Below are 24,090 nucleotides of genomic sequence, written 5' to 3'. Positions count from 1 at the left end.
CGGATGAGACTGCTGGCTAATCGGTCTGGCTGCGTAAAAATGAAAATCGCCTTTCCCTTGGGCATGCTCGGGATCGATGAGCGCGAAAGCGGCGCCAAAAGCGGGCGCAACGAAGGATCCAGCTTCTTATGGCGCTAGCGTCGCAAGTCCCTTGGGCGGGAATTCGTCAAGGGAACTATGAAAACCAAAGTGATGCGAGCGGCGCTGGCATCGCTCGCACGTAAGCTAAGCGTCTCGCCCTTCCAGGGCTTCTACCGCGTCCCACAGGTCCGCGATGTGCTCTTCCCACCATCGCGCCTCGCCCGCGAACGGAAATGCGGCGGGAAACGCCGGATCGTCCCAGCGTGCCGCTATCCACCCTGCATGATGAACCTGCCGCATCGCACGTAACGCGGGTATCAGGGCCAGCTCGGCATAGTCGAACTCGCGCATCTGCCGATAGCCTTCTAGCAGAATATCGAGTGCGTGCCGGTCGTGCGCCAGCATCCATAGATCCTGGATCGCCGGACCGTTGCGTGCATCGTCCAGGTCGACGAAATGTGGGCCCGCATCGGTCCACAGTACGTTGCCGGGATGACAGTCGCCATGCAGGCGCACGCGCCGAATCGGTCCGATCGCTTCGAAGCGCGTTGTAACGGCGGCATCCACGCGCTCGACAGCCTCGTGGTAGGCCGCCTGCAGATGCGAAGGCAGCAGCGGCGAGGCAAGCACCGCACGTGTCGGCGCTTCGAGGTGGCTGGCGCGACCGAGATCGCCACGATGCACAAAGGGAGTACGGGCACCGACTGTATGGATGCGCGCAATCAGGCGTCCCAGCCATTCCAGTTGCTCGTCCGATTCCAGCGAAGGCGCACGGCCACCGTGCCGCGGCGTCAACGCATAGCGATAACCTTCATGGTGCAGCAGCGTCTGTCCTTCGATACGCAATGGCGCCACCATTGGGATCTCCGCGGCGAGCAGTTCTTCCGCGAACATGTGTTCTTCGAGGATGGCCTCGTCGTTCCAGCGGTGTGGTCGGTAGAACTTGGCGATCACCGGCGTGGCATCTTCGATACCGACTTGCCACACGCGATTCTCGTAACTGTTCAGTGCGAGCAGGCGGCCGTCGGTCCATAACCCGCAGGCCTCGACGGCGCGCAGTACGCGTTCCGGGTCCAGATCCGCGTAAGGTGCGCGCGAGCTCAACCCGCGGCCTTTGTTGCGGGAATCACCGCCATGGTAATGCGCGAGATGCAGACCAGCTGGCCGCTCTCGTTCTCGATGCGAATCTCCCAGACTTGCGTACTGCGGCCCAAGTGCAGCGCCCGGGCCGTGCCGGTCACGAGACCGCTGCGCGCGCCGCGGATATGGTTGGCATTGATATCCAGACCTACAGTCATTTCCTCCGCCGGGTCCAGCGTCAGCATCGCCGCCATGCTGCCCAGCGTCTCGGCCAGCGCTACCGAGGCGCCGCCATGCAGCAGCCCATAGGGTTGATGCGTGCGACGGTCAACCGGCATGGTGCCGCGCAGCCAATCCTCGCCGATCTCGACGATCTGGATACCCAGGGTCTCGAGCATGGTGTTGGCGCCCCAGGCATTGATGCGGGTCAGGTCGATATCCTGCTTCCAGATCGCCATATGCATTGAATCCTCTCGAACAAGCCCGCATTGTCGACCGACTGCCTCCCCCGCGACAATGCGTCTGTGTTTACCGTCACGTTGAAAAATTCGGGCCGCCGCTTTCCTGTGGCGCCCGGCGAAACCGTCCTGGAGGCGGCGCAGCGCGCAGGCATTGCCTTGCCGTACTCCTGCCGCGCGGGCGTCTGTGGCAGTTGCCGTGCCATTCTGGTCGCTGGGCACTGCGATTACCCGCGCAATCCGCCTGCGGCGCTGAGTGGCGAGAGTGCGGCTGCGCATGCGGTATTGCTGTGCCAGGCTGTGCCGTTGGATGACTTGGTCATCGAGGCGCGTGAAGTGACTTCGGTCGAGGATGTCGCCAGGCGTCAGCTCGATGTCGTGGTCGCGGACAAATTCGTACTCGCCCCCGATGTGATTGGCCTGCATCTGCAGCCGGCGCCCGGCGAAACCGCGCTGAACTGGTTACCGGGCCAGTATCTGGACATCGTGCTGCCGGACGGGCGGCACCGGCCGTTTTCGATTGCCGGCGGTCCGCGTACCGACGGAATCATCGAATTGCATGTGCGCCATGTCGCCGGTGGGGGGTTCACCACCTGGGTCGCCGATGGCATGCAGGTCGGCGACAGGCTGCGCATCGAGGGACCGCTGGGTACGTTCGTGCCGCGCGAGGATTCGGAGCGGCCGATGATCTTCATGGCCGGAGGCACCGGTTTCGCACCGGTCAAGGCCGTGGTGGAGCACTTTATCGCCTTGGGCAGCCGCCGCCGGATCGATGTCTACTGGGGGGCACGCACGGCTTCGGATCTCTATCAGCGCGCGTTGGCCGAACAGTGGCAGCAGCGTGCGGCCAGCCTGCGCTTTCATGCCGTGGTATCCGATCCTGAGCAAGCCGGTGGCCTGCGCGAAGGCCTGGTGCACGAGGCCGTGCTCGAGGATCACCCCGACTTGGCCGGATTCGATGTTTACATGGGCGGCCCGCCAGCGATGATCGATGCCGGGCGCAGACTGTTCGTGGAGGCGGGCTTGCCGCCGTCGCGGCTGTACTTCGACTCGTTCGAATACGCGCCCGATGTGCTGGCGCAGATCCTGGGCGCGCGCGCCGGCATTGCCGGCGGCTGAGGCGGTGGTGCTTACTTCTTGCCTTTGGCAACAGGCAACTGTGCCTGCTGCCAAGCCTGGACGCCGCCACCGAGAATATGCACCTTGGCGAAACCGGCCTTGACCAGCCGCTGCGCGGCCTTGGTCGCGGCACCGCGACCGTCCTTGTCCATCACTACTACCGGCAGTTCCTTGGCGTTGGTCAGGTCCTTGCTCTCCGGATCGAACTGGCTCATGGCCACATGGCGGGCGCCGGGTACATGGGCTTTTTCGAAATCGGCATAAGCGGAAAGGTCGATCATCAGCGGGCTTTCGCGATTGATCATGAGCGTGAGGCCGGCTGGGGTCAGTTCCTTGTACTTGCGGAACAGGCTGGCGATCTCCATCACGATCAACGCGATCAGCACTACCACGAACATCGCCACCAGGGCGATATGGTTGTGAATGAATTCGGGCAATTTGTGCAGGACGTCGTTCATCGATGTGGAAACTTCTCGCATCGCCGCGAACCGCGCGGCCGGGAACACAAAACGGCGATTATACCTTCAGTTCGCCGGCGCGAGGTCCGGGAGACCGCTGGTCAGCCACCAGTGCCCCTTGCCGTCGTAATGCCAGGTCTGGCGGTCGACGATGCTGCGCTCCGCCTGGGTGTGCACGTTGACCAGGTTGATCGTTACCACTTGGCGCATTTCGTTTTCGCCGGCAGGCATCGGGCCCTGGCCCTCGTCATAGTCGGTTACCCGGTACTGCTCGAAGCGCGATTGCTCGATCGGCGTGATCGGATGCTCCTCCAGCACCTTGGCGTCCATGAACTTCGCCGCGCTGGCAAAGCCATCCCAGCGGATCGCATGCTGGTAGGCGTTAAGCGTGGTGGTGAGCGTGTCCGAACGCTTGTCGGTGGCACAGCCGGCGAGCGCCAGCGCGCACAGCGGAACGAGGACAGTCAGAATGCGGCGCATGATCTCCCCCTGGAGGGCGGTTCGATAGGCAAGCCGGCATTCTGCCATCAATCGCTTATGTCGAAGAGCGGCGCTTGGCGACAAAACGAGCGGTCATCGTCGCGGCCGGTTCGGCCTCTTCGCCGGGGACATCGGCCGCGACTTCGATGCGCGCCCGGCCGCGAGAGGCCAGGGTGGCGAAAAAAGTATCCCACTCCACACCGGGCGCAAGCCGGGCTTCGCCACGGAAATCGCTCCACACCGGCGCCAGGTAGCGCACGGTCGATTCGGCGACGAAGACATCGCAATCAAGGCCACGGCGCCGTAGCGCAAGTTCTACAAGACTCCAGCCGGCCAGCGTCATGACGCTGACCAGGCTGCCGCCGAAAGCGCAGCCTTTGTCGTTGATGTTGGGTTGCAGCGGCGCATTGAGCACGATCCGTTCACCGTCGTAGCTGCCCAGCGCTATCGCCATCGTGTCGGCTTGAGGGATGTGGCTGCGGGTGAAATCGATCAGGTCCTGCGCCAGCGGGGTCAACTCGGTATCGCTCATCGTTCAGTTCATGGAGAAGGGTGCCAGCCGCTAAGTGTATAGGCCGCTACACTTCGGCCCCATGTCAGATCGTCATACCCGGCAGGATTCCAGCCTCGGCCTACATGGCCGCACCGTCGTGATCACCCGCCCTGCCGGCACCGGTTCGGCCGTGGCCCGTCAGGTGCGTCGGCTCGGGGGCCTGCCCGTGCTGTTGCCGGGCCTGTCGCTGCGCGGCATCGACGATGCACCCACCCGTGCCGCACTGGTTGCAGCCATGCATGAGGACGTGGCGATCTTCACCAGCCCTGCCGCGGTGCGGTTTGCCGCGCGCCTGCAGGTGCTACGGGGAAGCCGCGCCCTGGTGCTGGCGGTGGGGCAGGGCACGGCCAGGGCCTTGCGTCGGCAGGGCATACAAAGCGTGCTGGCTCCGCTCGAGCGTCAGAATAGCGAGGGCGTGCTCGAGTTGCCGATATGGCGCGAGCTTGGTGCCTGCCGCATCGCGTTGATCGGTGCCCCGGGTGGGCGCGGGGTATTGCGCGAACAGCTAGCGCAGCGCGGCAGCCTGCGCGAAGTGCTGGTCTATCGACGCGTGCCGCCGCGACTGCGCGCCGGCCATTGGCACGCGCTGCAGGACTTGCCCACCGGGGCCGCAGTGCTGTTTTCCAGCGCCGAGGCGCTGACCAACTTGCGCTCGCTCGCCGCTCCGCCTGCGTGGCAGCGGTTGGTAGAAGCGATGGCGGTCGTCAGTAGCGAACGATTGGCCGAGGTAGCGATGGCGGCCGGATTCTCGCGGGTTCTGGTTGCGGCTTCAGCCAATACCCTGGATCTGCTCGCCGCCGTGGTGCAAAGACCAAGCCCCCAAGAGGCGTGGGGAGAGCCACGATAAAGGAGGCTGGGCCCGTGTCGTCCTCTTAATTTGCGTGAAATTCCTTCACACAAACATACGATCCCGCACGGGGCTGCTAGCATGTAGCCCCATGAGCCAAGACGACACCGAATCCGCCGGCGCCGCCTCCTCGCGTGAGCGCCTCCCCACCGCCAGCCGGCCCGCCCCCAACCGTGGCGGCAGCCTTGCCTTCGCCTTGCTGCTGGCCATTCTTGCCGTTGCCGCCGCCGGTTACGTCGGGTGGCGCCAATGGCAGCAGGAACGTTCCGCCGGCCGAGACAGCCAAACATTGAACGCCACGCAGCAGCAGGTGGCCGGCCTGCAGCGAACGCTGGATACCTTGACCGGCGACCAGACGAGCCTGCGCCAGCGGCTGGGCGATGCCGACCAGGTCAACCGTGGATTGCGCGAGGAATTGCTGGGTCAGTCCGAGCGTGTCCGCAACTTGGAAGACGCGGTTGCCAAGCTTTCGGAAAAAACCCTGTCCGGGCACGATGCCATGTTGCTGGACGAGACCGAATCGTTGCTGCGCCTGGGCAAGGAGCGTTATGACCTGTTCCACGATGCGCAGGGCGCCGCTACTGCCTATGCCGCGGCCGATCAGGCGCTGGCGGCAGTCAACGACGGTGCGTTTTCCGGCCTGCGCCAAAGCGTAGCCGCCGAACACGAGGCCCTGGCCAAATTGCAGCCGGCCGATCGCACCGCGGCGCTGGGTGTGCTTACACGCCTTCGCGAAGAGGTCGCCAGTTTGCCGCTGAAACCGCTCGATGCTCCGGTCGAAGAAGACACTGGGGCCTGGACACGCGTACGGCGCGCGCTGGCGAGCGTGATAACCATTCGACGCGATAACGGCGCCCCGTTGGCAGTGGCCGATGCGCGTTTCGCACGCGAATTGGCATCGCTCGACTTGGCGCAGGCGCAGCTGGCGTTGCTGGCTTTCGATCGCGATGCTTACCTGGCGGCATTGCGTCGCGTCGATGCGACGTTGACCGCACAGTTCGATGGCAACGCGCAGGCGGTGCAACAGGCACACACGCAACTGACCACGCTGGCGGCGCAGTTGCCGCCTTCGTCGTCGGTCCAGCTTGGCGCTGCCCTGAGCGAGCTGCGCAATCTGCGTTCGGTGCATGCGCTCAAGCCTGAAAGCGCACCGGCACATTCGTCCAGCGGGACGCGGCCATGACGCTGTGGCGTTGGCTGTTGTTATTGGCGGTGGTCGCTGCGCTGGCAGCGTTCGGCTGGCACTGGGTCGCCGAAGACCCAGGCTACGTGCTGGTCAAGCTGCGCGGTTACACTGTCGAATCGACCGTGGTCGCTGCTGTGCTCGCGGTCATAGTCATCGTCGCACTGATCAACGCATTGTGGCGCATGGCGCGCTGGCCGTTCGGCGCGCTTTCGCGCCGCCATCGGCGCAGCAGCCGGCAGCGTTTGACTGCCGGCCTGCTTGCCCTGATGGAAGGGCGCAACGGTGACGCCGAACGCGATCTGCAACGCGCTGCGCGGCTGGACAGCCTGCGCGGGCCGGCTTTGTTGGCGGCGGCTGAAGCCGCTTCGCGGCGTGGCGAGCAGAGCCGCGCACTGGAAACTCTGGACGAGGCCGCGCAGATTGCGCCGCAGGCCGCTCGTGTACTGCGCGCACGCTTCCTGCGTCGCGAAGGGCGAGCGGCCGAAGCCTTGGCCTTGCTGGCGCCGGAAGCCGACAGTGGCAGCCTGACACCGGGCGGCTGGCGGGAATTTGCCTTGGCAGCTGTCGCAACGAGCGACTTCCGCCGTGCGCGCCAAGCGCTCGACCCGTTGCAGAAAAACGCGGTTGTCGGTCCTCGTGCCTATGCAGCGCTCGAGTCGCAGGTGCTGGTGGGCTCTCTCCTCGCCGCGCCCGATGCCGCATCGCTCAACAGCCTCTGGTCCCAATTACCCAAGACGCAACGCCGCGTCAGCACTGCCGTGGATGCCTACGCACGCCGTGCGGCTGGTTTCGGCATGATGCTGCCGGCGATGGACGAGGTGGAATCGGCCTTGCGTCGCGAGTGGTCCTCGCAACTGGTCGGTACTTACGGCAGTCTCAGCGGCGATGACGAGGGACGTTTGCGCCGCGTGGAAGGCTGGCTGGATGCGCATCCGAACGACGCCTCATTATTGCTGACCCTCGGACGCATGTGCGTGCGAATCAAGCTGTGGGGCAAGGCGCGCAAGTACCTCGAACGCGCGCTCGCGCTGGAGCCAAGCAGTGCGATCTGGGAAGCGCTGGGCGATGTCTACGTCGGTGACGGCGACAACGTGCAGGCGCAACGCTGTTATCGCAACGCGCTTGCGCTGGCGCGGGGTGAAGCCGCGCAGCTGGCTCCGCATGAACTACGCGGCCCGCTCGATACGCGGCCGGTGGCTATCGAGGAACGCAGCGAGCACGGCGTGCCGCGTCTGCGCGAGTAACCCGTTCCTCTACGAACGTCCGCGCTCGACGATGCCGAGCGCGTCGAGAATGCGATCCGGGTGCGCGTGCGCGCTCCAGAAGCTGTGCTCCAGGCAGTGTCGAATCGTGTCGCCGAAGCGGTGGCGCTGCTCGGCGCTGCCAGGTATCTGCCAAGTAGGTTGGTGAATCAGCAGATCGATATAGGCGCAGGTTTCGCTGCTGATCGAGGTCTGCTCAGGCAATACCAGCACTAGTCCAGGTGACGGTTGCGGCATGCGCATCTTGGCGGAAACGGTACCCTCGCGCGGCAGGATTAGTGCCACCAGCATGCAGGCGAGGATCGCCAGCGCGCTACCGGCGGGCAGCCACGCGTCGCGATGACGGTCGACCCATGCCGAGTGCCGGGATCGATCCGCCCACAATACGCTCATAGGGCCATCGGACCACGCCGGCCGCCGTTGCGCGGAAGCTTGGTAGACCTGTTCCCAGGCATGGATCTTCGTCGCGTCTACACAGAGGGAAAAATAAGCAGGATGCGCAAGGATCAGCTGGTGCAGGCGCGGCCAATAGCGGGAGGCGAGCTCCGGCAGGGTCTCGTTGCCGTCTGCCTCCAGCAATCCAAGCAGCGCTCTGGCCTGCGGCGGTAGATGTTGCCGTGCCGTGAGCACCGCCGCCTCCTCGCTTCGTACACGCAACGCCCATTGGCCCGATGTGCCCAGCAGGAGCAGGCGATCCGTGTCGGACCAGGCGTAAAGCGCCAATGCAACCTTGAAAAGCTCCAGGCGTTGCGGCAGATCGCCAGCGGCAAGCGCATCCAGCAGGCGTTGTTCGAAAGCTTGCCTCATTTGCGCGGAGGTGCGGCGCAAGCGTTCGTGTTGCCGCTCGAGCGCGACCACGGCAGAACGGCCTTCCGCAAGTTCAGCGCGCAGATCGCTGAAACAATCGGCAGCAATGTCGCGTGGCGAATCCGGCGAAGCCGCATCGACGTTCGCCCTGTAGGTCAGTCCGGTCGTGCTTTCGTCCGCGTCGTTGGCCGGGTCGAGCCCGTCCAAATACCATCGTGTCGCCATCGCGTCGACCACCGTCGTTGTCGGCAGCGGCCCCCCGTTGCCTTCGCGCATCATGCCCTATGCGACCGACGCAAGGCGAGTTGCCGCAAGTTTTTACGGTCTAGCCGGTGATGCCCAGCAACGGCAGCACGGGGTCGGTCCGGAAGTCTTTCAGCCAGCGCCCGGTATCGAGACAGGTGCGCACGGAGGAGATGAGTTGTCGGCGCTCGCCTTGGTCTTGTGGCAACTGCCAGCCGATTGCATGCACAGAGGCGTAGAGACCATCGCAATTGAGAGCGGGTGAGGCCAGTGGCGCCGCTGGGGGATGCGGAACGGAGCGAACGCGTGCGTCCTCCCGGCCCAGCGTAAACAGCTGGGCGACAGCGAATAGCCCAAAGGCTGCCATTGCGGCAAAGGCCGGAGCGGGCAAAGCTTTTCCAGGGCGCCCTGCAGGGCGTGTCTGAGATTGAGGCCCGGTGCCATCGTCGCGGGCAAAACCGGGAGAGGCTTCTTGCCAGGCGTTCTCCCAGGCATCGAAATACCGGGCGTCGACTCGCAGGGCAAAATAACGCGGGTAGGTCCTGAGCACACTGCGCAACTCGGGCCAGTGCATCAAGGCGTCCGCAGGGATCCGCTCGCCGGCTTCCAGCGCGCCGAGCCAGCGGATCGACGTGGGCAGGCGCCACCAAGCTGCCTGGATCGCATCGTCCTCCTTGCGCAAGCACACGATCCAGTCGCCACGTTCGCCTAGCGACATCAGGTGCCCGACGTCCGACCAGTCGAAGGATTTCTGTGCCAGCGAAAAAAGTGCCGGGCGTTGCGCGATGCGGCCCTGCATCAGGTCGTCGAGCAACATCAATTCAAAGAAATAGGGCGCCTGCAGATGTGCGTTACCGAGAATGCGCATCTGGCGATCGAAGGCCTTGCTCGCGTCCTCGCCATTGGCCAGATCTTCAGCCAGTTGCTGGTAGGCCTGGGTGGCGATTTCGTAGGGTGCTTCGCTCGGCGGCGGTGTGCTGTGCAGGGCGGGCGCCTGCCTTGTTCGCGTCCCACTGGTATAAGTCGAAGGCGCGGCGATCGGCGACTGAGCATCTTCGATACGCGTCAGCCAGTCGAGGGATGTTTTATACGCCTGATGCAGCCGTTGGAAACCAGCGATATCCTCAGTTTGGTCGATATCCCTCAGGCACGATGCGTAAGCGCGCTCGATCGCCCGCTCATCCGCGCTCTCGTCCAGCCCGAGGCATACCAGAAACCATGGTGTCGACACGGCGTCGCTCCGCTTGGTGACACCGGCCCCCCCGTGTGTCCCGCCCATGATGCCTCGGCTTCCCGGCGCTGTCACGGATGCGGTGTCCCGCTCCCCTTTGTCAGTTAGCGGGAGCACACTGGCTGCATTGAGCTCACAGTGGCGTCAGATTCGCATAGGCCGCCACCAGCCACTTGCTGCCAGCGCCCTCGAAGTTCACCTGTAAACGGGTATGCGCGCCGCTGCCTTCGGCGCTGATGACGACGCCTTCGCCGAAGCTGGGATGACTCACGCGCTGGCCGAGCTTGACCGGCAGATCTTCCTGCAGGCTGCCGCTGGGGCCGGCGAAGCGGCCGGCGTACATGGGACGGCTGACTTGCACTCGCGGCCGCACTTCGTCGAGCAACTCGGCGGGGATTTCGCCGAGGAATCGCGAGGGCCGGGCAAGCATTTCCACGCCGTGCATGCGGCGGGATTCGGCATGGGTGACGACCAGGCGCTCGCGTGCGCGGGTGATGCCGACATAGGCCAGGCGGCGCTCTTCTTCCAGGCGGCCCTCGTCTTCGACCGAGCGCTGGCTGGGGAACAGCCCTTCTTCCATGCCGACCAGGAATACCACAGGGAACTCCAGGCCCTTGGCCGAGTGCAGGGTCATGAGTTGCACGCAATCGTCCCAGGATTCGCCCTGTCCCTCGCCGGCTTCCAGCGCCGCGTGCGAAAGGAAAGCAGAAAGCTCGCTCAAGCCGGCGTCGATATCGTCGGGCGTCAGCTCGAAGCGGCTGGCGACGTTAATCAACTCGTCCAGGTTTTCCACCCGCGCTTCGCCGTTGCCGCGTGTGTCTTTCTCATGAAAGTCGCGCAGCCCGGTGTGATTGATGGCATGTTCGACTTGCTCGGCGAGGTTGAGCGCTTGCACGAGCTCGCCTTCATTCGCCGGCGGCACGAAGGTGCGTGCCATGTCTTCGATCAGCGCGACAAACGCCTTGAGCGCTGTCTTTGCGCGCCCGGCCAGATCGCGTCCCGCGGCCAGTTCCGCGAGCGAGGCCTCCCACATCGAACTGTCTTCGCTACGCGCGCGCCTGCGCACGACGTCGAGCGTACGATCGCCAATGCCGCGTGGCGGCGTGTTGACCGCGCGCTCGAAGGCCGCATCGTCCTGGCGATTGGCCGACAGGCGCAGATAGGCCAGGGCATCCTTGATTTCGGCGCGATCGAAGAATCGCAAGCCGCCGTACACGCGATAGGGAATATCGCGCTGGATCAATTGTTCTTCGAAGTTGCGCGATTGCGCGTTCGAGCGGTACAGGATGGCGCAGTCGCGCGCCTCGCCGTGTTCGGCGATGTACTCGCGGATACGCTCGATCACGAAGCGCGCCTCGTCCTGCTCGTTGTAGGCCGCATACACGGCGATGCGCTCGCCTTCGCTGCCAGCGGTCCACAACTGCTTGCCCAGGCGGCCACCGTTGCGTGCGATCACACTGTTGGCGGCCTTGAGGATATTGGCGGTGGAGCGATAGTTCTGTTCCAGGCGAATAGTGCGCGCGCCGGGGAAATCGCGCAGGAACTGCTGCACGTTCTCGACCTTGGCGCCGCGCCAGCCATAGATGGCCTGATCGTCGTCGCCGACCACGAACACCTTGCCAGTATGGCCTGCCAGCACGCGGATCCAGGCGTACTGCAGGGTGTTGGTATCCTGGAACTCGTCGATTAGCAGGTGGCGCCAGCGCTGCTGGTAGTGCTCGAGTATCGCCGGGTTCTTCAGCCACAGTTCGTGCGCGCGCAACAGCAGTTCGGCGAAATCGACCAGGCCGGCACGCCGGCAGGCATCCTCGTAGGCCTGGTAGATCTGTACGAAGGTACGTGTGACGGGATGGTCGCGATGCTCGATGTTTTCCGGACGTTTGCCTTCGTCCTTCCAGTTGTTGATCTGCCAGGTCGCCTGGCGCGGCGGAAACCGCGCCTCATCGAGGCCCAGGCCGGCGACCACGCGCTTGACGATGCGCTGCTGGTCGTCGGCATCGAGGATCTGGAAGCTTTCGGTCAGGCCCGCTTCGCGCCAATGCCGGCGCAACAGTCGATGGGCGATGCCGTGGAAGGTGCCCACGGTCAGACCTTGGGTACCGCCGGGAATCAATTGCTCCAGGCGCGCGCGCATTTCGCCGGCGGCCTTGTTGGTGAAAGTCACCGCCAGCACCGCCCAGGGCGGCACATTATCGACCTGGGTCAGCCAGCCGATCCGGTGAGTCAGCACGCGCGTCTTGCCGGAACCGGCACCGGCCAGTACCAGGTAGTGGCCGGGTGGCGCGCAGACAGCTTCGCGCTGCGCGTCGTTGAGCTTGTCGATCAGGTACGAGACATCCATCCGCCCTATTGTAGCGGGGAACGGCTGCCGGGCCGCGGCGGCGCGCTCAGCGCTTGATCAGTCCACCGAGCGCCAAGAGTCCGCCGGCCACGATGCTGGCTACGCCCAGCCACGAGGGCAGCGCCTTGTCACGCGTGGCCGTGACCTTGGCCGAGCCGACCTGAAGCAGGGTGTCGGTTTGCTGATAGCTGCCGTGCCCGAGCACGATCCAGATACCGGCTGCGAGCAGGAGGATGCCGATGACGATAAGGGCTGCACGCATGACCGGATCCTTTGCGAAGTTGGGGGCCCCGATCATAGGCGGCTTGCATGCGCGGCGGGAACCGCCGCGCGCTAGCCGCGCCAGCCGCCAGTCAGGCTGGCACGTGGGCGAACAGCAGGCTATGTCCCGGCAGGTGCGCGCGCGCGCCTTCCAGCGTGCCGGCAGCAAGACCATGGCCTTCCAGCAGCTGGATTTGCGCGAACGGCAGTTCGAAATCGACGGGCGCGCCGCCCAGATTGAACAGCGCCAACACGCGTCGGTCTCCATGGCTGCGCGTGAAGGCCAGCACCGGCTCCGGTGCGTCGACGAAGCGGATGTCGCCCCAGCGCAGCGCGGGCAGTGTGCTGCGCCACTGCATGAAGCGGCGGAAGCCATGCAGTGCCGAGTGCGGGTCGCGCTCCTGCCGGGCGACGGCGAGCGCACGATGATCGACCGGCACCGGCAACCACGGCGTGCCGCTGGTGAAGCCGGCCTGTGGGCTATCGTCCCAGGGCAACGGGGTGCGGCAGCCGTCGCGGCCTTTGAAGTTTGGCCAGAAAGCGATGCCGTAGGGATCCTGCAAAGCCTCGAACGGGACGTCCGCCTCGGTCAGTCCCAGCTCCTCGCCCTGGTAGACGCAGACCGAGCCACGCAGCGAGCAGACCATGGCGGTAAGCAGTCCGGCCAGTCGCGTGGATTTATCGCCATTGCCCCAGCGGCTGAGCACGCGTTCGACATCATGGTTGGAAATGGCCCAGCACGGCCAGCCTTCGCGCATCTGCGCTTCGAGGTCCTCCACGGTCCGGCGGATATAGTCCGCACTGAAATCGTCCGTCAGCAGTTCGAAGCTGTAGCCCATATGCAGGCGCTTGCCGCTGGTGTACTCGGCCGTCGTGGCGAGTGAGTCTTCCGAGGAAATCTCACCCAGCGCGACCGCGCCGCTGTAGCTATCCATCAACGCGCGCAGCGCTTCGAGAAAAGGCAGGTTTTCCGGCTGCGTGTTGTTGAAGTAGTGATACTGGAATGCGTAGGGGTTATCCGGGCTGAAGCCGCGGCCCGTGCGCTTGTCCTTGGGCTTGGGCGGGTTATCGCGCAGCTTGGCGTCGTGGAAGCAGAAATTGATCGCGTCCAGACGCAGCCCATCGACGCCCTTGTCCAGCCAGAACTTCACGTTGTCCAGCACGGCACGCTGGACAGCGGCGTTGTGGAAATTCAAGTCGGGTTGCGAGGTAAGGAAGTTATGCAGGTAGTACTGGCCGCGTCGCGGTTCCCATTGCCAGGCGACGCCGCCGAACAGGGATAGCCAGTTATTGGGTGGCGTACCGTCGTCGCGCGCATCGGCCCAGACATACCAGTCGGCTTTGGGATTGTCGCGACTGGCGCGGCTTTCCTGAAACCATGCATGCTGATCGGAGGTGTGGCTCAGCACCTGATCGATCATCACCTTCAGGCCGAGCTTATGTGCTTTGGCCAGCAGGCGGTCGAAATCCTCCAGTGTGCCGAACAGCGGGTCGACCGCGCGGTAATCGGCAATGTCGTAACCGAAATCGGCCATCGGCGAGCGGAAGAAAGGTGCGATCCAGATGGCGTCCACGCCAAGGCTGGCTACATAGTCCAGCTTCTCGACGATGCCCGGCAGGTCGCCTACGCCGTCGCCGTCGGTGTCCAGAAAGCTGCGCGGGTAGATCTGGTAGATGACGGCTCCGCGCCACCACGGTGCATCGATCATGTGGCAAAACCCCTTGACTCATACGTATGGCCACCGGGGTGCAAGGCATTCGGCAGCTTCAATGTGCGGCGCAGCTTAAACGCTAGGCCCGGCTCCGTTGCGCTCTATGCATACGTATTCAAAAAAGCCGGTTATTGCGTCGCAGCAGCAACAATCGAGAGCATGCGGAGGGGGGATGGCGCCATCCCGGTGCATGGCGGAAACGCGATAAGGCCGATATTTCAAGCGAATGGCGCAGGGAGTCGGATGGCTTGCATGGCCTGTCGGTGCGCCACGCCTGTCCTGGCGATTTTGTCAAAGGTGCACAAAAAATCAGGGTCATGAATACGTATGCATGAAACTGTTCGCTTCCCGGAGGCGGTCCTACCATGCGCCGCACGCCATCGGGCGATCAATCAAACGCATGTCGCGCGGTACGGGTTGCCGACGACGACAGCCGACAAGTCGAAAACCCTGGGGAGGGGACAAGGTGATACTGAAACGCAACGTGATGGCACTGGCGCTTGCATCGGCCGGTCTTTGCTTTACTGCCGGCGTTCACGCCGCGCCGACCGATAACGATCGTGCCGCACCGGCGGCTCCCCAGGATGCCCAGAAGCAGGCGCCGACCACTGCAGATCAGCAGAAGGCCGCCGACGACGCCAAGAAGCAGGGGCAATCGCCGGAACTGGCCAAGAGCCTGGAAGGTATTACGGTGACCGGTTATAACGCTTCGGTCGAAAAGGCGATCGACTACCAGCGTTACGCCGACACCATCCAGAACGTGATTACCTCCGCCGACATCGGCGGTCTGCCCGACCAATCCATCGCCGACGCGCTGACGCATCTGCCGGGCGTATCGGCCGAGCGTATCGCCGGCCAGGCATCGCAGATCAATATCCGCGGCCTGTCGGGCAACTTCATCCAGACCACGCTCGACGGTCGCGAGCAGCCGTCCACCAGCGGCAGCAACTACATCCAGTTCGATCAGTATCCGTCCGAGCTGATCAACATGGCGACGGTGTACAAGTCCTCGCAGGCCTCGCTGATTACCGGCGGCGTCGGTGGCACGATCGGCCTGCAGACGGCCAATCCGCTGGACGCGCCCAAGGAGCAGAACCTCAACGTCGACGCACGCGGCAGCTATACCGGTCTGGCACACAACGTCGCGGGTGCCAACGCGCTGGGCTATCGCCTGAGCGCGGCCTACCAGGGCAAGTTCCTCGACAATACCTTGGGCATCGGCCTGGGCGTGGCGCAGATGTACCAGCCGCACGTCTCCGAGCAGTTCGTCGGCGAGGCATACAGCGGCAGCCTGCAGCCGGTCAATATGAGCCCCGGCGCACCGCAGGCATATATTCCGCAAGGCATCCAGCTGCAGCAGAACGGCGGTCAGGAGCGCCGTAACGGTTATCTCGGCACGGTCGTGTGGAAGCCCAGCGACGAACTGCAGATCACCGCCGACAGCTTTTTCTCCAAGTTCAAGAACGGTTCGTTCGGCTACGGTTTCCGCTCGCAGAATTTCTACGGCAATGCGGCGCAGATCACCAATCCGGTGTTCGGTCCGAACGGCTCGCTGATCGGTGGCACGGTCAGCAGCAATCCGCCAGGCAGCGCGGCGCCGTGGAACAACAACCAGTTCTCCACCGAGACCACGGCGGACAACTACACCACCGTGACCAATGTGTTCTCCGGTGGCCTGAACCTGAAGTGGAACAGCGGCCCCTGGCATGTCGACGGCGACGTGTCGATGTCGCGTGCACAAAGCCACGAGATCAATGTCGATTCCACGGCCGATCCTTATACGGGCCTGGGTACAGCCAATCCTCAATTGGCGCAGCAGTCGTTGACCTATCTGCTGACCGGTCGCAGCATCGGCCAGGTGTCGCTTGCCAATCCGGGCATGTACACCGACCTCAATCAGATGGCACTGTCGCGCTATGGCGTGTATCCGTACGTCTATCACGATCGCATGAAGGCCTTCCGCACCAGCGTGAAGTACGATCTGCCGAACAACTCGTTCCTTTCGGCGTTGGAAGCCGGTGTGTATGTCAACAACCACACGTATAACGCCGATCGCAGCGTGTACGTCTATGGTTCGGAATGGAACAGCGACACCAGTCTCGGCCAGCCGCCGCTGACCTTGAACAGCTCCGACGCCACGGTGCGCTGCTGGAAGGGATCGTTCGGCAACTTCCCCTGCTTCCTGCAATTGAACGGGCCGGCGATCCTCGCTTCGCACGGCATTACCCCCAATCCGCAGAAAGACATCATCGTCAACAACTGGACGTATGTGCAGAGCGGCCAGGTCGACCAGAAGGTGCGCGACCTGTTCCTGATGGCCGACATCGAAACCCAGTTGTTCGGGCACGAGCTGAACGGCAATGTCGGTCTGCGCGTATCGCACGATTCGCAGTTCAGCCATGGCCTGCAGCAAGTCGGCAACGGCGCGGGCATCCCGATCACCGACGGCAACGGCAATACCAGCAGCGACTTCGCGCCGCTCAATGTCGGCAAGAAATACACCGACTATCTGCCGTCGCTGAACTTGATCTATCACCTGACCGATGACGATCAGGTACGCTTCTCCGCCGCCAAGGTATTGGCGCGTCCGCCGATCAACTCCATGCTGGCCGGTTCGGGTTCGTACATCACCAATGGCAACACGTACAACATCTACGGTGGTACCAGTCCGCTGCTCGATCCGCTGCGCGCACAGCAGTACGACGCCACCTACGAACATTATTTCGACGATTCCTCGGGCGCGTTCACGGCGGGCGTGTTCTTCAAGCACATCAAATCGTTCATTCAGCAGGTCACGTACCACAACTTCGACTTCGCCAGTGTCGGCATCACCGTGCCGATCGATCCGGCTACGGGGGCGCCGTACCTGCAGGGCGACTACCAGACCGCATACAACGCCAAGGGCGGCGACCTGCGCGGCCTGGAAATGTCCTTCACCAAGACGCATTTCCTGCCTGGTATCTGGTCGGGTCTTGGTGTCGATGCCAATATCGCACTGACCTCCAGCTCGGTGAAGAATCCGTCGAGCCTCGGCGGCCCGTCGCAGATGATCGGTTTGCCGGGTCTGTCGCAGCGCGTGGCCAGCGCCGCGGTGTTCTACGACCAGGGGCCGTTCTCGGCACGCGTGTCGGCGAACTATCGTTCGCATTTCGTCTCCGATACGCAGATCGCCGTGGACAACCAGCTGGTGGTGTTCGCGTCCGAGCTGGTCTACGACTTCCAGGCGTCGTACAACATCAACGACAACCTGAAGGTGGTCTACCAGTTGCTCAACGCGAGCAACCAGCCGACCCGCACCTACTTCACCAACCAGCAGCAGACCGGCACGATCCAGTACTTCGGTCGGACGAACTACCTGGGTGTGGAGTTCAAGCTTTAAGACGTTAGGCTTGCATCGGCGTCTCTAGCGGCGCCGATGCAAGGTCTGGGGACCTCGCCGGCGGTGGGCGATGCTCCTGATTCATCCCAAGGGGCATTGGTTATGTCGCGTTCTCGATGGTTGTCTGCGTTTTTTCTTGCGGTTTTCTCCCTGGCGCTTGGCCCGGATGTCCGCGCACTCCCCTCGACATCCGCGGCCGACGCGCCCTTTTCGCAGTCTTCGGCCCATTCGGGCGTGTGGTACGAAATCTTCGTGCGCGCCTGGTACGACACCAACGGTGACGGCATCGGCGACCTCAACGGGGTCACTGCCAAACTCGATTACCTCAAATCGCTCGGCGTGGACGGCATCTGGCTGATGCCCATCAATGCGTCGCCCAGTTATCACGGCTACGATGTCACCGATTACGAAGCGATCAATCCCGAATACGGCACGATGCAGGATTTCGAGCGCTTGGTGAGCGAGGCGCACAAGCGCCACATCCAGGTGATCATGGATCTGGTGATCAACCACACCAGCAATCGTCATCCCTGGTTCGTCGCCGCGCTCGATCCGAAGAGTCCTTATCGTCGCTGGTACACCTGGGCCACTCCCGGCACCGATCTGAAGGCGCTCAGCGCTACCGACAGCCCTGCCTGGCACGAGCAGGATGGGCAGTATTTCCTCGGCGATTTCAGCCGCGGCATGCCCGACCTCAACTACGATGAGCCGGCGGTTCGCCGCGAGATGATCGACGTCGGCAAGTTCTGGCTGGCCAAGGGTGTGGATGGTTTCCGCCTGGATGCTGCACGGCATATCTACGACGATCTCAAGACCGATACCGGCAAGCCTGCCACGACGCGCAAAAACGTTGCATGGTGGAACGAGTTCCGGCAGGGGCTCAAGCAAGTACGCCCCGATGTCTATCTGGTCGGCGAGGCAACGATGCCGACGCCTGCGGCGCTGGCTCCATACATGCAATCGCTCGGCTCGGTATTCGATTTCCCGCTGGCCGAGCAGATGATCCAGAGCGTGAGCCAGGAGCAGGCCGCGCCGCTCGCCCAGTTGCTCGACCGGAGCTACGCGGCGTTTCGCAAGACGAGCGGCCAGGACGCGCCGTTCCTTTCCAATCACGATCAGGAACGCGTGTTCAGTCGCCTGAATGGCAGTATCGACCGTATGCGCGTGGCTGCCGCGATTCTGCTGACGCTACCCGGCCATCCGTTCGTTTATTACGGTGAAGAATTGGGTGTGCTCGGCCGCAAACCCGACGAGAACTTGCGGGAACCCATGCGCTGGGAGCGCGATCCGGCAGCGGCGGGGCAAAGCCATTGGAAACCAGTCACTTCGGGCCAGGGTGGCGATGTCTCGGTACAGGCCGAGCAGGACGATCCGCACTCGCTGCTTAACTTCTACCGCACGCTTATCCACTGGCGCATCGAACAGCCGCTGCTGCGCGATGGCGATTTACGCACGATCCCGGTGCAGAATGCATGCATTCTCGCCTTCGAGCGATTCCACGGGGAACGTCGCGTGCTGGTCATCCACAATCTTTCTGGAAAGGCGCAATCCTTCAAGCTGCCGGGTAGCTGGCAGGCGGGACATGTCGTGCTGGAGGCCGGCCAGGGGGCCAGCGCTTCTGCTGGCACGGTGACCCTGCCGGCCTACGACTCGGCGGTGCTGCGATGACGGGCAGGCGACTGCTGGCAGGTAGTCTGCTCGCTGTCTGCCTGGCCCTGGTCCCGACGCTCTCAGCCACTGCCACCTCTCCCGCACTCTCGCCGACGCGGGCGGTGTTCGCCTTGCCCCAGGGCAGCCTGGAGCTGCGTGTGGCCAGTCCGAACATCCTGCGCATCAGCTATGCGCCGAACGGGGTCGCGTCAGCGTCGACGCCCGTCGTCGATCCAGCAGGCATGCTGCCGGTGGATGCGAGCCCGGCCCTGCGGAACGGACGAAATCCCGAAAAGCTGGCGACGACCGGGCTCGACGGTTTCGAGGCGAGCTGGGATGCCACTCGGCAGGTCGTGACGATCGTGGACAGGCGGCACAAGCGCCTGCTCGCTATCGATGTGACTGCGTTGATCCATGGTCGCCTGGCCGTGGAGCATGCAGCCAGCGATGCGTTATATGGCATCGGCGGCACGGTGGCGACCGATCTGCATCCCGACGGGCTGTTGCGTAGCGGCAAGCGCGATGCACGCGCTGGCGAGCAGGGCAATGCCGGCGCGCCGTTCGTCTGGAGCACGGCCGGCTACGGCGTGCTCGCCGACGTGCTGGGCGCGCATTTCGACCTGACGACCGCTAGCCTTATCCAGGCCAGCGGCGTATCGGCGCCGATCCATACCGTTTACGTCTTCGGTGGCGCGCCATCGACGATCTTCCGTGGGCTGGCCCAGGTCAGCGGTCATGGACCGCTGTTTCCGAAATGGGCCATGGGCTTTACCAACAGCCAATGGAGCATCGATGAGCCCGAGCTCCTTTCCATCGTCAAGACTTATCGCGCCAAACAGATTCCGCTGGACAACATCACGCTGGATTTCGACTGGAAAGCCTGGGGCGACGACCACTACGGCGAATTCCGCTGGAACGAGAGCAAGTTTCCCGATGGCCCGAGCGGCAAGCTCAAGCGCGAACTCGACGCGCAGGGCGTACACCTGACCGGCATCATGAAGCCGCGCGTGCATGTCGACAGCGAGCAGGGCCGCTACGCCTCCGAGCACGGTTTCTGGCTGACGTCCAGCTCGCCCAAGCCGGATTACTTCTCGCACAAGATCATCCGCGAACTCGATTTTGCCAATCCCGCCGTGCGCGCCTGGTTTTTCAACGATCGGCTCAGGCACGCCTTCGATACCGGCATCGTCGGCTGGTGGAACGACGAGGCCGACACGGTCGATAGCGATATTCAGTTCATGGGCATGCAGCGCGCGCTTTACGATGGACAGCGCGCCTACTCGGACCAGCGTGTGTGGTCGATCAATCGTAATTTCTACCTCGGTTCGCAACGCTATGCGTATGCGATGTGGTCGGGCGATATCCTCACCGGCTTCGAGAGCATGAAGGCGCAGCGCGCGCGCATGCTGGCGGCTGTCGATGTGGGCGCGACGCTGTGGGGCATGGACGGCGGTGGGTTCCAGGGGCAGGCGCCCAGCCCGGAGAATTACGCGCGATGGATTCAGTTCGGTGCGTTCACACCGATCTTTCGCGTGCACGGCACGTTCGGGCAAAAGCGCCAGCCGTGGGTCTACGGCCCCGTCGCCGAGCGCGCCGCGACGGACGCCATTCGCCTGCGCTACAGCCTGATTCCGTACATCTACGCGTATGAGCACGTGCGCGCCACGACCGGCGTGGGACTGGTCCGTCCGCTGATCTTCGATTGGCCGGACGACAGGAACGTTCGCGACGATGTCGATGCATGGATGTTCGGCGATTACCTGCTGGTCTCGCCGGTCGTCGAGCAAGGCCAGGCAAGCAAGGATATCTATCTGCCTGCCGGAACGTGGACCGATTTTCACAGCGGCAAGGTCTATGCGGGCGGTCAGACCGTCCATCTGGCGGTGGATAGCAAGCGTTGGTCCGATATTCCGTTGTTCGTCCGCGATGGCGCGATCGTCCCGACCCAGCCCGTGATGAATTATGTCGACGAGAAGTCCGTGACGCAGCTGGATGTGGACATGTTCCCAGGGGCTTCGCCAAGCGAGTTCACGCTCTACGACGACGATGGACGCACCTACGCGTACGAGAAAGGGGCCTTTGCCGCGCGCCCGCTGAAGCTGTCGCGCGACGGTAGCGGCGTGCAAGTCAGGATCCTGAAACAGGTCGGCTCATACAAATCGTCGGTAACCTCGCTGGTCCTCAAGTTGCATGGCATTCGTGCTTCGGCGGTGACGGCAAACGGGAAACCGTTGCCTGGCGCCAAGGAGCCCGACGCTTTGCGCAAGTCGTCGAGCGACGGCTGGGTGACAGGCACGGATCGCTTCGGCGAGGTGACCTACATACGTATCGGGTTGGACGCGCTCACCGACCTGCGCATCACCGGAGGAGCGCGAACATGAAGCATTATCTGATGGCAGGTCTGGCCGCACTGTTCGCTAGTGCGGCAGCATGCACTGCCAGTGCCGCAACGACAGGCGACTTTGCTACGCATATCGACTTCGCGGGGCGCACGGCCAGCGTCGACCGCAAGGACGATGGCGGATTCGTTCTGCATGCCGAACATGGCGACCGCCAGATTGCACCAGCGCGCATGGCCGTGCATACCGCGAGCGATATGTTCGACGCCTTGTTTGCGATGGCGCAGGACGACTTGGCGAAGGATTCGGTCGATGCGATTGCCGACGGCGCCTTCGATCGCGGACAGCAGATTCCTTGCGCCTGTTTCGAGACCGGCGAGAAATGGCATTACGTCTGGACACGAGACCTGTCGTACTCTGTCGATCTGGGGCTATGGCGCCTGGATCCGGCTCGTTCGAAGGCTTCGTTGCGCTTCAAGCTGTCCGACGTGCGCGGATCGGCGGCCCCGCAGGGCTTGTACGTTATGCAGGATACTGGCTCGGGCGGCAGCTGGCCGATCAGCACAGATCGCATCGTCTGGTTCCTGGCTGCGCGCCATCTGCTCGATGACAAGGCATTTGCCGGCGAGGTCTATCGTGCGCTCAACGATACCCTGGCTCAGGACCGCCTCTATACCTTCGATGCGCGGCTGGGGCTTTATCGCGGCGAGACCTCGTTCCTCGACTGGCGCCAGCAGACTTATCCCATGTGGGCGGCCAAGGACGTCACCTTCATCGGCCAGTCGTTTGCGCTATCGACCAATGTGCTGCACTACCAGGCTCTGCGTCTGGCGGCCGAGATGACCGGCAAGCGCGAGCCCGCTCGCGCCCTCGACTATGCGGCCCAGGCCGACGCATTGAAGCGGGCGATCAATCGCCACTTCTGGCGCGCCGACCGCGGCATGTATATGAGCTACATCGGCGGTGCGGACATGCCGCAGCCGTTCGATACGTACGATCTGCTCGGGATTGCCCTGGCGATCGACAGCGGTGTGGCCGATGCACAGCGGGCGCGGCAAACGCTCGCGCACTATCCCACCTGGCCGGCCGGCAGCCCGGTGATCTGGCCCGAGCGCGACGATGTGCCGATTTATCACAACCGTGCGATCTGGCCGTTCGTCACCGCCTATGCGTTGCGCGCGGCGCGCAAGCTCGACGACCCGGCGCGCATCGCGCACGAGATCCGTTCGTTGATGCGTGGCGCCGCGCTGGCCGGCTCCAACATGGAGAACTACGAACTGCTCAGCCAGGCCACGCATGTCGATGACGGGAAGAAGAGCGGCCCGGTGATCAATTCGCCGCGCCAGCTGTGGTCGGTAGCCGCCTATCTGAACATGACCATGGAAGGTGTGTTCGGACTGGAAGCCGATGGCCGGGTCGAACCGAAATTGCCTGTATCGCTGGTGCCGATGCTGTTCGGCGACAGGGATCGCATTCGCCTGGAGTGGCAGGGGCGTGACATCACTCTGATCAAGCCTGCACGCATGGATGGCAACCTGCTTGTCGCCGACAAGCGCGAGGGTGACGCGCATCTTGTGGTAACGCTCAAGGCAATCGGGGTCGCCGATGTGCCGCTACGTACCGATGCTCCGCTTTATGTCGCTGGCGACGCATCGTTTCGCGCCCGCCCCGTTTCCAGCGCCGCATTGTCGAGCGCGGCGCAGCGACTGGAGCAAGACAAAAGCGCGACATGGCAATGGACGCCTCGGGTTACGGGCCGCTATAAGCTCAGCGCAGACTACAACAACGATCACGGCACCATCGAAACTGGCGTGACAGCGGGCGTGTATCTGGCTACCGCGACTTGTGACGGCATCGCACCGCAGACGCTGGTGCTGGCGATGCCGCATAGCGAAGGCCGGCAACAATCGACATATGGCGTCTTCGACGCGCAAGCCGGCAAGCGCTGCACGTTCACGCTCAAGCCGGGCTTCAACATGAGCTATCTGAGCCATTTCGCGCATTACACGGGTGGCAAGGGCGGTATCGACGGACCCTTGAACGCCGCCGATATCGGCAGCCTGTGGGTATCGCCGGCAAAAGACACGCCATGACCGGGACAAAACCTTCGCTGTCGTTCTGGCAGATCTGGAACATGTGCTTCGGCTTCCTGGGTATCCAGTTTGCCTTTGCGTTGCAGAACGCCAGCGCCAGCCGGATCTTCCAGACGCTGGGCGCGGACGTCGGCGACATTCCGATGCTCTGGGTCGCCGCGCCGCTCTCGGGGCTGATCGTGCAACCGATCATCGGTCATTACTCGGATCGCACCTGGACGCGGCTGGGCCGACGCCGTCCTTACTTCCTGGCTGGCGCCGTGCTGACCACGCTGGCGCTGCTGTTCATGCCCAACTCGCCCATGCTGTGGGTCGCTGCCGGGCTGCTCTGGATCATGGATGCGTCGATCAACGTATCGATGGAGCCGTTCCGTGCCTTCGTCGGCGACCAGTTGCCGACCGCGCAGCGACCGCTCGGTTACGCGATGCAGAGTTTCTTTATCGGCCTGGGCGCGGTGGTGGCGTCGGCGCTGCCATGGATACTGGAGCGCCTGGGCGTGAGCAATACGC

19 protein-coding genes are annotated in these 24,090 nt (G+C 63.6%); 9 read left to right on the top strand and 10 right to left on the bottom strand.

All coding sequences use genetic code 11. The features are described 5' to 3' along the window. Window positions 1–225: 225 nt before the first annotated feature. Together VIM98_RS19035 and VIM98_RS19030 are read right to left on the bottom strand one after the other, a co-directional pair. Window positions 226–1,185: a serine/threonine protein kinase gene (locus VIM98_RS19035; protein WP_331994679.1), complete on the bottom strand. Its 960-nt coding sequence runs from the start codon at window positions 1,183–1,185 to the stop codon at window positions 226–228. Beyond that, window positions 1,182–1,619, bottom strand: a complete 438-nt coding sequence (locus VIM98_RS19030; RefSeq protein WP_331994678.1) for a hotdog fold thioesterase — start codon at window positions 1,617–1,619, stop codon at window positions 1,182–1,184. Before VIM98_RS19030 ends, VIM98_RS19035 begins: the two co-directional genes overlap by 4 nt. 66 nt (window positions 1,620–1,685) lie before the next feature. Here VIM98_RS19030 and VIM98_RS19025 point away from each other — a divergent pair, with 66 nt between their 5' ends. Continuing rightward, entirely contained in the window at window positions 1,686–2,738 is a 1,053-nt protein-coding gene (locus VIM98_RS19025; RefSeq protein WP_331994677.1) for a 2Fe-2S iron-sulfur cluster-binding protein, read from the top strand. An 11-nt stretch (window positions 2,739–2,749) separates the two neighbouring features. Here VIM98_RS19025 and VIM98_RS19020 read toward each other — a convergent pair whose 3' ends face one another. From VIM98_RS19020 to VIM98_RS19010, 3 genes are all read right to left on the bottom strand, one after another. Then, complete coding sequence (locus tag VIM98_RS19020; protein ID WP_414650244.1) at window positions 2,750–3,196, bottom strand: rhodanese-like domain-containing protein; 447 nt, start codon at window positions 3,194–3,196, stop codon at window positions 2,750–2,752. A gap of 66 nt (window positions 3,197–3,262) precedes the next feature. Then, window positions 3,263–3,676 carry a hypothetical protein gene (locus tag VIM98_RS19015; protein WP_331994676.1) on the bottom strand — a complete coding sequence of 138 codons (414 nt, stop codon included), beginning with the start codon at window positions 3,674–3,676 and terminating at the stop codon, window positions 3,263–3,265. A gap of 55 nt (window positions 3,677–3,731) precedes the next feature. Then, entirely contained in the window at window positions 3,732–4,208 is a 477-nt protein-coding gene (locus VIM98_RS19010) for a YiiD C-terminal domain-containing protein (RefSeq protein WP_331994675.1), read from the bottom strand. Between the two features lie 61 nt (window positions 4,209–4,269). Between VIM98_RS19010 and VIM98_RS19005 the strand changes: the two genes are divergently transcribed. From VIM98_RS19005 to VIM98_RS18995, 3 genes are all read left to right on the top strand, one after another. After that, window positions 4,270–5,076 (top strand): uroporphyrinogen-III synthase, encoded by an 807-nt coding sequence (locus tag VIM98_RS19005; protein WP_331994674.1) that lies wholly within the window; start codon window positions 4,270–4,272, stop codon window positions 5,074–5,076. A gap of 91 nt (window positions 5,077–5,167) precedes the next feature. Beyond that, entirely contained in the window at window positions 5,168–6,259 is a 1,092-nt protein-coding gene (locus tag VIM98_RS19000) for a uroporphyrinogen-III C-methyltransferase (protein ID WP_331994673.1), read from the top strand. Continuing rightward, window positions 6,256–7,506: a heme biosynthesis protein HemY gene (locus VIM98_RS18995; RefSeq protein ID WP_331994672.1), complete on the top strand. Its 1,251-nt coding sequence runs from the start codon at window positions 6,256–6,258 to the stop codon at window positions 7,504–7,506. Before VIM98_RS19000 ends, VIM98_RS18995 begins: the two co-directional genes overlap by 4 nt. A 9-nt stretch (window positions 7,507–7,515) precedes the next feature. On the opposite strand, the gene VIM98_RS18990 is transcribed toward VIM98_RS18995, so the two are convergent. The 5 genes from VIM98_RS18990 to VIM98_RS18970 all read right to left on the bottom strand — a co-directional run bounded on the left by VIM98_RS18990 (window position 7,516) and on the right by VIM98_RS18970 (window position 14,116). Beyond that, window positions 7,516–8,610, bottom strand: a complete 1,095-nt coding sequence (locus tag VIM98_RS18990) for a hypothetical protein (RefSeq protein ID WP_331994671.1) — start codon at window positions 8,608–8,610, stop codon at window positions 7,516–7,518. A 46-nt stretch (window positions 8,611–8,656) separates the two neighbouring features. Beyond that, on the bottom strand, window positions 8,657–9,805 hold the full coding sequence (locus VIM98_RS18985; RefSeq protein WP_331994670.1) for a hypothetical protein: 1,149 nt from the start codon (window positions 9,803–9,805) through the stop codon (window positions 8,657–8,659). 133 nt (window positions 9,806–9,938) lie between these two features. Beyond that, on the bottom strand, window positions 9,939–12,146 hold the full coding sequence (gene uvrD, locus VIM98_RS18980; protein ID WP_331994669.1) for a DNA helicase II: 2,208 nt from the start codon (window positions 12,144–12,146) through the stop codon (window positions 9,939–9,941). A gap of 46 nt (window positions 12,147–12,192) precedes the next feature. Further along, a complete protein-coding gene (locus VIM98_RS18975; RefSeq protein ID WP_331994668.1) occupies window positions 12,193–12,408 on the bottom strand; it encodes a hypothetical protein in 216 nt (71 codons plus the stop codon). A gap of 91 nt (window positions 12,409–12,499) precedes the next feature. Continuing rightward, the gene (locus VIM98_RS18970; RefSeq protein WP_331994667.1) at window positions 12,500–14,116 is read right to left on the bottom strand and encodes an alpha-glucosidase family protein; all 1,617 of its coding nucleotides are present in this window, start codon (window positions 14,114–14,116) and stop codon (window positions 12,500–12,502) included. Between the two features lie 469 nt (window positions 14,117–14,585). Here VIM98_RS18970 and VIM98_RS18965 point away from each other — a divergent pair, with 469 nt between their 5' ends. From VIM98_RS18965 to VIM98_RS18945, 5 genes are all read left to right on the top strand, one after another. Then, window positions 14,586–17,498 carry a TonB-dependent receptor gene (locus VIM98_RS18965; RefSeq protein ID WP_331994666.1) on the top strand — a complete coding sequence of 971 codons (2,913 nt, stop codon included), beginning with the start codon at window positions 14,586–14,588 and terminating at the stop codon, window positions 17,496–17,498. A 102-nt stretch (window positions 17,499–17,600) separates the two neighbouring features. After that, window positions 17,601–19,166: an alpha-amylase family glycosyl hydrolase gene (locus VIM98_RS18960; RefSeq protein WP_331994665.1), complete on the top strand. Its 1,566-nt coding sequence runs from the start codon at window positions 17,601–17,603 to the stop codon at window positions 19,164–19,166. Further along, a complete protein-coding gene (locus tag VIM98_RS18955) occupies window positions 19,163–21,529 on the top strand; it encodes a TIM-barrel domain-containing protein (protein WP_331994664.1) in 2,367 nt (788 codons plus the stop codon). The genes VIM98_RS18960 and VIM98_RS18955 overlap by 4 nt, the downstream gene beginning before the upstream one ends. After that, the gene (locus tag VIM98_RS18950; protein WP_331994663.1) at window positions 21,526–23,580 is read left to right on the top strand and encodes a Six-hairpin glycosidase-like protein; all 2,055 of its coding nucleotides are present in this window, start codon (window positions 21,526–21,528) and stop codon (window positions 23,578–23,580) included. The genes VIM98_RS18955 and VIM98_RS18950 overlap by 4 nt, the downstream gene beginning before the upstream one ends. Beyond that, on the top strand, window positions 23,577–24,090 hold a 514-nt coding region (locus VIM98_RS18945), incomplete at its 3' end, for an MFS transporter (RefSeq protein ID WP_331994662.1). The genes VIM98_RS18950 and VIM98_RS18945, both read left to right, overlap by 4 nt.

The organism is Dyella sp. (assembly GCF_036568765.1).
In the GTDB taxonomy this organism is placed as follows: domain Bacteria; phylum Pseudomonadota; class Gammaproteobacteria; order Xanthomonadales; family Rhodanobacteraceae; genus GSA-30.
This window is presented reverse-complemented; position numbering and strand designations above follow the sequence as displayed.